We start from the raw sequence: 10,828 nt of genomic DNA on the forward strand, positions 1-10,828 counted from the left end.
CTTTTGTCACACTGGAGACTTAAGTTTTACAGTCAGAAACTGTATCCCTTCGTTTTCCGTGTTCAGCTCTGGTTCTCACACTATGTCTTTTCGATCATTTTTTCTTGCCGTTGTCCTGGTTGTTTCCTGTTCGAGTTCCCTGTTTGCACAAGGACTAATCTGGGAATTGCCTCCCGATGGTTCCTGGGTTCGATTTGAAGGCACTTATGAAAAAGAGATGCCGGGACCGGAATCTAATGACTTGAATGTCAAACTGAATTGGACGCGACACTTGATTATCAGCTCCGTCGGTTCCGAAATGGCTGAATACGAAGGTGCACAAACAGCCTGTCGCTGGCTTGAGTTCAAATGTATCACCGGCAAGGCAACGGAATCAGGAATTGCTCCAGGGGTCTCCGGTCCCCGGATTTATAAAGTACTGATCCCCGAATCCGCGATCAGTGGTCAGATTGTTGACAAACGACAGATTCCCGTGACTTTTCTCCCAATGATTCGTGGCTATCGAAAAATCGGTGATCGAGAGGTCGTACCTTTAGAAACGAATGTGCTGCGGTTTTACCCGATGATCACCATGCTCACACATTACAGCAAATGGGATTCGGAAGGCGAACCGGCAACTGTGGAAACTCCCGCAGGAGCCGTTTCTGCCCGCGAGTACAAAGGGACTTTTATGAGCGAAAGCCCCAGTGCCCGCTCCAAAAATGAAGGCACCATCTGGCGGACGAGCGAGATTCCGTTTGGTGTGGCGAAATGGGCCGTGGATATCACACGGGAAACCAAGGGGGGAACGCAACCCCGGACCGATTTCAAAATGACGTCTCGGATTCATGTGGCGATGTCGGCCCATGAAGTCGGGAAAAATGCGGAGAGCGAGCTCCCCGCGTCCCGCTAATCAACGCACGTTCTGTCCCGACTCATGCACTTTCAGCACGTGTCCCCCCTTGCAGAACAGGCTGGCTGCAGGGGAAATCAACGGTTCTGTCTGGCAATTACCCCGGATTCCTGCTCGATTTGTAAACAAAGCGACCCGAGACTTGACGCTTTCTGCTCAGGTGAAAAGAATCAGGTGTTCTCGAACATCTTAGAATTCCCGGTGTCCTGGTGGAGCGTCATTTTTAAATTTTGGGTTGATCGATATCACGAGAGTGCGACAACGGAGCACGTAAACAACACCCCCAACCCTCAATTCCTAGCTTGACAAAGCACTAGCTGGGATTTTGATGTGATCTGAATACTGTATTTCAGATCCAGACTATTTTATTCATCCAGACTACAAAGATCACAATTATGGCGATGCAGCTCTCTACTACTGTCCAGAAACTAAAACCCTCTGCCACAATCGCAGCTGCTGCAAAAGCGAAAGAATTAAAAAACACGGGCGTCAAAGTCTACGAGTTCACACTGGGTGAGCCTGACTTCAATACACCCGCCCATATCTGTGATGCTGCCAAAGCTGCGATGGATGCCGGCCAGACGCATTACACCCCCGCCGCAGGGACGCTGGAAGTCAAACAGGCAATCTGCGATGCCTATCAGCGCGACTATGGATTAAGTTTCCAGCCCAATCAGGTTGTGGTTTCCAATGGTGCCAAGCACTCGATTCATAATGTGTTGACCGCGCTGTGTGGCCCCGGCGATGAAGTGATCATCCCCACTCCCTACTGGGTGAGCTATAGCGCACTGGTGGAATTAACGGGGGCGACTCCCGTGATGGTCGAAACGACCGAAGCGAGCGGCTTCTGTATGAATGCCGAACAGTTCGCGGCGGCGATTACGCCAAAAACGAAACTGATGATGCTCAACAACCCGTGTAACCCGACCGGAGCCGCCTACCCTGTGGAAACACTGGAAGCGCTGGCACGCGTCGCCGTCGAAAAAGATGTCCCCGTGCTGTCTGACGAGATCTATGAAAAACTGATCTACGAAGGTTCGGAATTTCGCAGCTTCGCTTCTTTCGGACCGGACGTTGCAGAACGCACGATTATTGTCAGCGGCGTCAGTAAAGCTTACGCAATGACAGGCTGGCGGATTGGCTGGACGATTGCTCCGGTCGAATTGACGGCAGCGATGACCAAACTGCAGAGCCAGGAAACATCGAACCCCTGCAGCATCAGTCAGGCAGCGACGATTGCCGCCTTGAGTGGTCCGCAGGAAAGCGTGGCGGAAATGCTGGAAGCCTTCAAAGAACGCCGGAGCTATGTTCTGGATCGCTTACACAAATTCCCAGAGATCAGTTTTGCTGAACCAGGGGGCGCGTTTTATGCATTTTTCAATGTAAGTGCCCACTTCAATAAACCATTGGGTGGTGGCAAAGTGGTGAAAGACTCCAGTGAGTTCTGCACCGCTCTGTTGGAAGAAGCCCATGTGGCATTGGTCACCGGCGATGCCTTTGGTGCCCCCGGTTATGTGCGGCTTTCGTTTGCTACCGATTTGAAAACCCTCGAAGAAGGCTTGAATCGAATCGAGCAGTTTTTGTCGCCTGCTTAAACGAATTTGAGTTCACCATCTAAACAACAAGGCCATCCTGAATCGCTTCAGGATGGCCTTGTTGTTTCAGCAGATCTTCAAATCATGCCCAGTGGGGGAGATCAATACTCTCCCCAACCGAAGGGCAGTTCGCCGGTGATTGATCCCGGCAGAAAGACACCGTTTGCATCGGTGGTTGCGTTATAGGGATTACCATCAAGAATAAAGATGCCTGTGTCCCCGGTACTGTCAACACGGAAGGTACTGGCACCTGTTCCAGAGTAGAGGAAGGTACCTGCACCTGGATCAATCAGGTTATTGATACGAGCAGCCTGACGTTGTGCGTTACGACGACGACTTGTTGATGTAAATGGCCCTGCGTTGGCTCCCAGTGTATTCAAACGTGACTTGAAGGTATCAGCATTAGCATAGAAAGCACCGGTATTATTGACATCAGACGAGATAATCGTATTCGTATCCCAGTTCAGGTCTAAACGAGCCAGAGCATCGCTTTGGAACGCTGTGATGGCAGTAGGGTCATTGGTCGCTCCCCAGGTTCCCGCTGTAGCAACCGGATCCACTGTTGAAGTAAACGACTCGAAGAAGACATCATCACCAAAGTTGCCTGACAATGTGGAGTTCGTGACAGACATGATCACACCGGAATTAGTGAAGTTTCCAAGGCCATCACTGGCAAAGCCGCCATCGAACATCGTACTTGTGCTGGCATTCGTTGTACCAACACGAACCACCAGACCAGTAGTACTAAATCCACTGTTAAATCCGTTTGCCAGAATCTGGTTATTATCCATATTGAATTCCAAGAACACATCGTGGAACAGGTTTCCATCGGCCGCCAGTGGATCTGTGGAAGGCCCGGTTTGCGTTTGCGTATTAGATGCGGTATAGACCACATACACCCCTTCTTCGAGGTTGGCATTCACGATATTGTCGTTGAATGTGATGTCCATAGAGGATGCCCCCAGTGATCCCGGACGAGCCAGGACATCGAAACCACGACCATCGTTGAAATCGATCACGTTACCGGTGATATTCAACGTGGAAGACGAAGAAAGTGAATTCGTAAATTCAATACCATCACCACCGTTTAAGGTGATATCGTTATTTGAGATTGTCACATTACCGCCGGGCAGGTCCATATCAATACCGTGGACCCCGTTATTGGAGATCATGTTACGAGCGACGGTCACCGATCCAGCACTGGCAATCGCCACACCGTCACCACCGTTGTTATCGATCAAGTTCCCGAGTGCAGAGTCCGCAGCATCACCAATTACTAATCCGTTCGACAGGCCAGCAAGTAAGATACCATTACCACCATTTCCGGTGATAACATTGGATGTCCAGGCACCAGAGACCCTTCGCAGGTCAGAAGGATCATTGATCATTTCTGTCGTACGGATACCATTGGAGCTGTTTCCGGTAATCGTATTACGTGTCATATTGGCTTGCAGGCCCGCATCTGCTTGAACACTAATATCAATACCGTTCTGAGTGTTGCCGGTGATTGTGTTATCATTCACAACATAGGTATCAACGAGATTCGCATTCGCGGCAGTCAGGCTGATCCCGTCCAGAGTATTGCCAGTCATCGTGTTGAACTGAGCGGTAAAGTTATTCACAACACCGTTGGCAGTACGAATGACTTCCAGACCACTACCGCCGTTCCCTGTAAAAGTATTCCCGAAGGGAGCCGTTCCCCCACCGACGACCACATTATTGATTTGTGCAAAGTCAGCACCATTGTTTCCAGTCACGCTAAAGAATAGACCAGAGGCGGCGTTGTTCTGGAACGTATTGCGTTGAATGGTTCCCGTATAGGTGGCGGTATCTCTGAGAATGAAACCGACGCCCTGACCATCGAAATCGGTATTGACCGTTGTATCTGTCGTGGTATTGAAATCGTGCTGATCGATGTCTACCTGGCTGGTCGTATTTCCTTCCAGCACCAGGCCGATGTGAGCATCACCATTGTTCGAGAAGGTATTGGTCAGAGAATTATCAACCGCTGCCAGACTTCCAAATGCCAGCGTCACCCCACCATTGCCACCAACGGTGGTTGTACCGTCAACAGTACCACCAACACCCGGACCAGCACCGGCATCACCGGGCAAGGCGGGAACACGGCCGACAAAGGTATTCCGGGTAATGCTTGCCGTCGTTCTGACATCGCTGGAACCAAACAGAATCCCTTCGGTCCCGTCTGTATTGCGATTGAAGTTGTTCATATCGATGCTGCCCAGCGTATTCACAGCAGTATTCGTACCGCCCAACGCAGCGCCACCGATGAACAGACCCGCTTCGATGTTATTGCTGAAATCATTGTTGGAAATCAGAGCGGTGGTAAAGACACCACCATTGTTATTCACAATGCTCATACCGTGTCGGGTATTCCCGGTGAAGGTATTAAAGGCAAGCGAAGGAGAAGCGATGGTTGTTAGATCGACCGTTCCCGTCGTTAATGTGACTGCCAGACCGTCTTGGGTATTACCGGTGGCAGTATTATTGATAATCTGACCACCGATGGCACCTGAATTCAGTGTAACCAGGCTAATCCCGTTCTGACCATTGGTGTTAAAGATATTTGCGGTCGCGTTCACGCTACCGATACTCAGATCGATTCGAGATCCCACACCGTCGGCGGTAGCCGCAAAACCATCTAAGGCATTGAGGCTGGCGTTGATTGTGGTCAACCCCAGATCGAGAACGCCGTTTCCGTTCATATCTTCACCGGGATCAATCACCCCATTCCCATTCGTATCTTCTGTGACGGCTGAGATCGTACCGCCAGCGGTCGCATCAAAGGCGATACCGGTTCCGTTGGTGTTGCCGGTCGCTGTGATCGTATCAAAGCTGCGGAAGGTCACAGTACTGGCATTCGAATTCACATGCAAACCGGTATTCGGATTGATGTTATCATTGAATGTGTTATTGGAGAAGTCGGTATCAATGATGGCACCGCCATTCGCAGTGATGATCATACCGGTACCGTTCGCATTCGCTGTATTTCCAGTGATCCCCAATGTCGTGGTACCATCGGCGGCCGTTCCGACCCCATCAATGGTCGTGCCTGCATTGGCAATGATTTCAAAGCCAGTTCCTGTTCCAGGAGGAACGACACCTAGATTGTTGGTTGCTGTATTATTGAGGAAGGCCAGTTCAAGCGTCCCTGTATTTTGTGTGATACGGGCACCATGCAGAGAGTTGGCCCCGTCTCCCGAGAATGTGTTCGAAGACACGATCCCAATACCATTGGCAGTATTGGTGACATCGACACCACGGTTATAGAGCACAAACGAGTTACGGTTGATATTGAACCCACGCGTGCCGGCTGAGAAGATGCCTGTGTTATGCGGGAGCACTGCCCCTGTTCTTGCTCCACTGACGTTGAAACCGGAAACTTCCCAGGCACCACCTTGACCGGTAACCACATTCCCGCCTGCAGTGTTTGACAGTGTCGGGCGCGTTGATCCCGGATTGTAACCCGGCAGAGTGAGGGTCGACACAGTTCCCATTTGAAGGACGTCGAATGAGTGCACTACCGCTTCACTCAACAATCGTTGTCCTGTCACACCACCGATTCCACCACCATTGTCAAGCAGTGTAATCCCGCCATCCAGATTCGCTTCGTTTCCGTCCTGTACGAATATGATATCCGTCATAGACACTGGCGGAGAGGCATTATAAGCAGCGACAGAACCAAATGGTGTTTCATATGTACCATTTCCCGCAGCCCCGAAGTCAGGATCGATATGAGCGACGGTATAAGGCAGACCGTCATCCGGGTTAATCGCCAGTTCAGAATTAATGGTCGTTTTATTATGTGCGACAACACGGTAGTTACGATTCATCGGTTGATACATACGCTGACGCAGTGTCTTAGGACGCATCCATTTATCGGACCTGCCTTCAGGGATCGAAAGTGTCACATTCATCCAGGCATTTGATCCGAAGACCGAATCCTTGGCATAACTGACACTCATCTGCCACCAGTCATTAATATTTGCTTCGGCACGGAACTTGGCCCCGGCTGCGCTTTTATCGTGGTCGGAGTTATAATAATAGCCACCCACAAACGCATCGATTCCAAATTTCCCTAATACAGGAAGCGGACCACCGATTTCTGCATCAACACCGCCATAAGACGATTCTGAAATCCGGGCGCGGTCTAAGAGGATTCGATTTGACTGAAAGTAAGCTCCGCCGGTCAGATTATTCGAGATGACCGTTTCATTATTATTGATCGGGAAGTATCCATTGATACGCGAAGTGAGGTATTGACCGATTACTTCACCACTGATCCCGATCTGATTATAATCCTGGAAATGTCCGTCATCATAATCGTACCAGGCTGCGAGAGTGAATATTTTGTCTACGGTTTCACTATAACCACGCCAACCAGCACCGAGGTTCACACCGCCGGCTCCCTGATCTGTGACCATGGCTCTTAAATCCAGAAAGAGCATGCTTTGATCCGGGTTAATCGTAAAGGGAACCAGAACTCCCAGGTTAGAATAACCATCATCATATCCAATTCCACCTCCAATGCCTTTATCCAGGCGGAAGATGGTGCGGAACTCTTCTGGCCCCATCGGTTGATACCCGGCACCGCCGTCAATGTACTCATTGACAACCATGGTTTGCGGATCAGGATATTTGAAAGGAGCATAACCTTGCGGAACATCCTGATAGCTGGCATCTCGCATTGTAGTAAAGCCAGGAACCGCATTTGGCTGAACGGTATTTGCAGGCACAAAATCATGTCTGAAAACACCAGAAGAGACACTGCCTACAATGGCGGAACCTTCTTGTTCGCCTAATGTAGTACGTCCCTCTGCTTGATTGCCACCAGTTTGATCCGGCTCTGCATACGCTAACGCCAGTAAATACTGAGATGCTAATAATAAGCAGGACAGGCTGACACATAATTTGTTCATCGAAAGCTCCAACGTCGATGTATAACTCGTCTCTTACGATTGTAGACGATCAACTTCGTATTCTGTCTCTCGGGATTTTTGTACTCTGAGGCAGTTGCCCCCACTCAAAAATCCCTGTCGACTAGAATGGCAGGTAAAACCTGACACTCATCCCCTTGTCGCCGGGTCGGATGTAAAACTATTCCGATTATCCGGGTACAAGCGGTTACTCTGATCTTTCGGAATAATCGTATTGAGAAGTTGAGACGAATTATGCTAATCGTAAGGGTGAGTAGAAAACCCAATGGGAAGACACATAAAAGGCAAGTGGAGAATTGCGACATAACATGTTTTAAATAAAACACTTATACCAATTCACCCTGATAGGATTTGGCAGGAAATCGTGATCTGAGCGATTAGAAAATTCTTGAAAATTTTCCTGAGATTTCAGGTTGAAAACTCACCCGAAAGGTGAACAAACAACCACACGCACCCATGGCGATTTGATAATTCAGTCGGTTTAGGAAGCCCTGTGCATCTAGGTGCGACTCAATCGGTTATTTAAACCAGACTGTGTCTGCTTCCCATTTTCCCTCGACTGGAACTAGAGTCGTTAAAGTCCGGCCATTTTTCATTTTGATTTTGGCACGAATCTGATCTCCTGAACCTTCGATTTGAAGTGAATGAATCAACTCTTCCGGAGTGGCGGAAGCGGCCAGTTGTTTCGCCATTTCCAGGGACTCTGCGGTAATCCGCTTTCGTACGCGTTTCGTAAAAAACGGCTTCATCGCTGCGACATCTCCCTTTTGAATATATTGCAACTGCAGTGCGATGATTTCTCGGGATTTTTTGATCAACTGTTCTTCCAGATTCTTTTTCTGGGCAGCGGTAAGCCGACTCGCTTTGGGGTGTGCCTCAACCAGTTTTGCTGATTTCAGCCTCTCAATCCATTGGCTGCGATCCTCTTCAGTGAGAGGCAGTTTGCGAGTCACATAAGCCAGGCGATGCATATCTCGCTTACCACGGACCATCCTGATCATCTCATGTTGTGCCGGAGTCTTGTCGCTCTGGGCCACACGCCATTCATACAGAATATCATCATCCCCCTCTTGAATGACATTCCACTCTTCAATCTGATATGACTTTTCGACCAGGGCTTTCATTCGAGTCATCATCTCTTTGGCTGAGAGTTGCTCTCCTAATTTGAACAATCTCTGTGTCGAAAATAGCTGTTGATATTTCTGGACGGTCTCGCCCGTTGTCACATATTCGGTGAGTGCATTGGTTGCGTTCATCAATCGGTAGCCTTCTCTCCAGGGAGGCCCCAGTCGAAACTCCATTGTCTTCAATGCTTTGGCGTATTCTGGCGAGAGGCCCCGCGTATCAACCACGGCATACAGCCTGCCTCCACGAAAATTGAGCCACATAAATCCATAAATCAAATGTGTCTCACCCGCCTGATCCCGCTGTTGATCCGGTTTCCCTAACAACTTGAGTGATTCGACCTCTGGAGTCCCCACATTCAAGATGCCTTTGCGATCAAAGTAACCCCAGAATTTCAGGAAATCACGCGTCGCGTTCTTGTTTTTCGAATCCAGCACTACCGCCTTCCGCATTTCAATCCAGCTCTTGCTGGCTTGAGTATCTTCCAGGTAACTGACGCCCAACAAATAATGTAACGCGCTGCTTTGAGGCTGTAATTCGATCGCTTTTTCAAATTCGGCAATCGCATCTTTCCAGTTTTTCTGTTTCAGAAAGGCCTGTCCCCGCTGTGCATGTTCCAGCGCGGCTGCTTTTGCTTTTGGATCCTGTTCTGAACTCGCTGCCGGCTGACTGGCTTCTTCCTGTGCCTGCAATGGAGTTCCCCACAGGCAGCCGCAGGAAATCAGACAGAACCACAAAACAGGAGAGATGGCAGGCAGGCTGAATTTCATCGTCGTTCGATCCCCTCAGAGATTAAGATAGTCGCCATTTGAAAATGGGGCGTTCGCGAGAGAGTGAATGGCTTACTTTGTGGCTGCAGGTTCCATTAACAATTGTAGCTCTAAACGGCCGGTGTGCCACATATAATTCGGGCCAAAGCCGGCACGTGGCCCCCATTTGTTGTTGACCGCTTTTTGTAAATAATTACGTGCCGTTTCTTTCCGCCCCTGCAGTGACTCATTCAAACCGATATAGAGATACGCGTAAAAGTGCCGCTTTTCCCGCTCATTCTCATCAATTTCGGCTGTCTGAATATTCTTCAGAATTTGCTCAGGTGTGACTTTTCCTTCAAACAGGCGGTAAATATCCGGAAAGGGCTCGCGATCGTCTTTTTCATATTTTAATAAACCCTGTTGTGCCTGTTTGGCTCCTTTGGCTTTGTACTGTGAAAAGAAACGCCAGATGCCATTTTCACGATCGACATTGTCGAATGAGTGATAAATTTCAAACTGCTTTGCCGCATCGGCATACTGCTTGGCGTAATAACAGGCGATGCCCCGCCGCCAGTGAGATGCCTTGATCGTCGGGTCTAACTCAACCATTTTGTCATAGTCCGCGACGGCTGCTTTGAACTCCCCTTGAAAGAAATTCGCATCCCCTCTCCGCGAATACAAGGCACTTTCCTTGGGCATTTGTTTGATCTGAGTCGTCAATTCCTCGATCAATTGCGCGAGTTTGAGCTTGAGTAAGGCCTGTTCTTTCACCGCTTCGACCTGGGGTGTCTGTTCCGCTGCCCGGCAGAATCCGCTTACGAACAGCATTATAACCAACCCGCTAAAGCACCATTGGAATATCAAACGTCTCATAAACTGGCACTTTCGTCCTATAAGGGAATTTCCGGCCTCGCTCTTTTACTGAACCTTCTTTCTCAATATACTGTCATACTCTGGTAGAAGAGAAAAGAGCTAGACAGACTGAAAAGAATAGAAAATTCTCTCCCCAACCGACTTGGCGTGCGAACAGAATTTCGTATAATGGCCCCAGCTTAGCTGCAAGTATCGCTACCTGCTCAGCTTAGCTATCTCAGATACAACGCAGTTTATTGCCTGATAGTGTAACGGTAGCACGAGTGACTCTGACTCACTTAGTCTAGGTTCGAATCCTAGTCGGGCAACTTACAAAAAGTCCTGAACCCAAACCGGTTCAGGACTTTTTTTATTGGATCGCAAGCTGGTTTTCAGGATCATCGTTGCTGGGAAATAATGATCAGTTTCCACTGAATTGGTCCCAGGTCTTCGGCGTGCTGGTGATGATTCTGGGGTGGGAACGGGTTATCTTTGTTTGAGGCGATCTCATCGCCACATGCTTCGCAGCGGTAGATACCGGAATGCGGACAGTTTTCGCCCGGTTTGTGCAGCGTGTCGAACTCCGGATGATCGGCTTTTTCGAGGCACTCACTATATTTATACAGCGCCATGTGATCTTCCCCTTCGTGATGTATG

At 49.2% G+C, this 10,828-nt stretch carries 6 protein-coding genes and 1 tRNA gene; 3 read left to right on the forward strand and 4 right to left on the reverse strand.

What is annotated here, in order from left to right; translation table 11 throughout:
* Window positions 1-82: 82 nt before the first annotated feature.
* Window positions 83-892: a hypothetical protein gene (locus AAC022_RS02160; protein ID WP_339727515.1), complete on the forward strand. Its 810-nt coding sequence runs from the start codon at window positions 83-85 to the stop codon at window positions 890-892.
* Window positions 893-1,287: 395 nt separating this feature from the next.
* Complete coding sequence (locus tag AAC022_RS02165) at window positions 1,288-2,487, forward strand: pyridoxal phosphate-dependent aminotransferase (protein ID WP_339727516.1); 1,200 nt, start codon at window positions 1,288-1,290, stop codon at window positions 2,485-2,487.
* A gap of 101 nt (window positions 2,488-2,588) precedes the next feature.
* Here the strand turns inward: AAC022_RS02165 and AAC022_RS02170 are convergent, their stop codons facing one another.
* The 3 genes from AAC022_RS02170 to AAC022_RS02180 all read right to left on the reverse strand — a co-directional run bounded on the left by AAC022_RS02170 (window position 2,589) and on the right by AAC022_RS02180 (window position 10,147).
* Window positions 2,589-7,424 (reverse strand): right-handed parallel beta-helix repeat-containing protein, encoded by a 4,836-nt coding sequence (locus AAC022_RS02170; protein ID WP_339727517.1) that lies wholly within the window; start codon window positions 7,422-7,424, stop codon window positions 2,589-2,591.
* A gap of 536 nt (window positions 7,425-7,960) precedes the next feature.
* Window positions 7,961-9,337, reverse strand: coding sequence for a tetratricopeptide repeat protein (locus tag AAC022_RS02175; RefSeq protein WP_339727518.1), 1,377 nt, complete (start codon window positions 9,335-9,337; stop codon window positions 7,961-7,963).
* Window positions 9,338-9,409: 72 nt separating this feature from the next.
* A complete protein-coding gene (locus AAC022_RS02180) occupies window positions 9,410-10,147 on the reverse strand; it encodes a tetratricopeptide repeat protein (protein WP_339727519.1) in 738 nt (245 codons plus the stop codon).
* Window positions 10,148-10,429: 282 nt separating this feature from the next.
* Between AAC022_RS02180 and AAC022_RS02185 the strand changes: the two genes are divergently transcribed.
* Window positions 10,430-10,500 (forward strand) — tRNA-Gln (locus tag AAC022_RS02185).
* A 69-nt stretch (window positions 10,501-10,569) separates the two neighbouring features.
* Here AAC022_RS02185 and AAC022_RS02190 read toward each other — a convergent pair.
* The gene (locus AAC022_RS02190; RefSeq protein ID WP_339727520.1) at window positions 10,570-10,803 is read right to left on the reverse strand and encodes a hypothetical protein; all 234 of its coding nucleotides are present in this window, start codon (window positions 10,801-10,803) and stop codon (window positions 10,570-10,572) included.
* Window positions 10,804-10,828: the final 25 nt, after the last annotated feature.

Source organism: uncultured Gimesia sp., from assembly GCF_963976445.1.
Classification (GTDB): Bacteria; Planctomycetota; Planctomycetia; order Planctomycetales; family Planctomycetaceae; genus Gimesia.